Source organism: Pseudomonas sp. Leaf127 (genome assembly GCF_001423155.1).
Taxonomy (GTDB): domain Bacteria; phylum Pseudomonadota; class Gammaproteobacteria; order Pseudomonadales; family Pseudomonadaceae; genus Aquipseudomonas; species Aquipseudomonas ovata.
The window spans coordinates 1-1111 of sequence record NZ_LMOA01000018.1; the positions used below are offsets into that span (position 1 = coordinate 1).

Genomic DNA, 1111 nt, shown 5'->3' on the forward strand with positions numbered 1-1111 from the left:
GGCTGTGGCGGCGGTGAAGCAGCCATGGCGTTATGGGAGTGCATTCGTTGCTACATGGAAATCGGCCCCGACGCGGTCGAGGACCAGACGTTTCAATACAATCGGCCAGGCAAAAATATATTCACCTGTTACAAAGAGGACTTTATCGAGTTCGCACACAGACGTGGCTGGGTGCTCGCCTTTCTATGGGAGGGCCTGGTGGGCCTGTTCATCTTCAATTCGTTATTAATCTATGCCGTTGTAAAGTTGAAAATTTCCCCACCGCCCGACCTCGACCACCCCGACATCATCGAATGGTCCANCCTGTTCATCTTCAATTCGTTATTAATCTATGCCGTTGTAAAGTTGAAAATTTCCCCACCGCCCGACCTCGACCACCCCGACATCATCGAATGGTCCAAACCCCTGCCCCCCGAACAATGGGCCAAACCCTCCGCCGAACTGCAAGCGGCCCTGGCTGAAATGGGTCTGGAAGCGGAAGTTAAGATATGAATACACCGGCAGCTGGCACCTGTAAAAAAGGCTTTTTTTCCAGGCAGGATTATCTGGCACCCCTGCCTTTACCGACAGGACAAAAACCCAGCGACGGTATGCGGATCATCTGGCGTAAAAATGATGTCTTCATGGACATCAGCAACTACAGCATCGGATCGGGCATCATGATGCTCTGGCCTCTTGTTATCATTTATTGCAGCTTGGCTTATATGATGAACGATGTCATCGTCCTGATGATGGGGGCTGTCGTAACAGGTTTACCTGGCCTTATGCTGATCTATTCACTCTTTCGCCCTACTCCCCTTCCCATTCGCTTCAATCGGCAACGACGCGAGGCCTGTTTTTTGAAAAGAAGCGGTGAATACTGGATCGTTCCCTGGGAAAGCGTCGTGGCCGCCGCTACCCAATTCTCCTCAACCAGTCAGGGCGGAAAAATCACTCATGGCATGCTGGTTGTCAGCCTTGAAAACCCTGACCCAAACGCCACTAAAGACAACCAACACTTCACCATGGCCTTCGGCTGTGGCGGCGGTGAAGCAGCCATGGCGTTATGGGAGTGCATTCGTTGCTACATGGAAATCGGCCCCGACGCGGTCGAGGACCAGACGTTTCAATA

General features: G+C 52.2%; 1 protein-coding gene. It reads left to right on the forward strand.

All coding sequences use genetic code 11. From position 1 onward, the window contains the following. Positions 1-488: 488 nt before the first annotated feature. The coding region (locus ASF84_RS10655; RefSeq protein ID WP_082481518.1) for a DUF6708 domain-containing protein at positions 489-1111 on the forward strand (623 nt) is incomplete at its 3' end.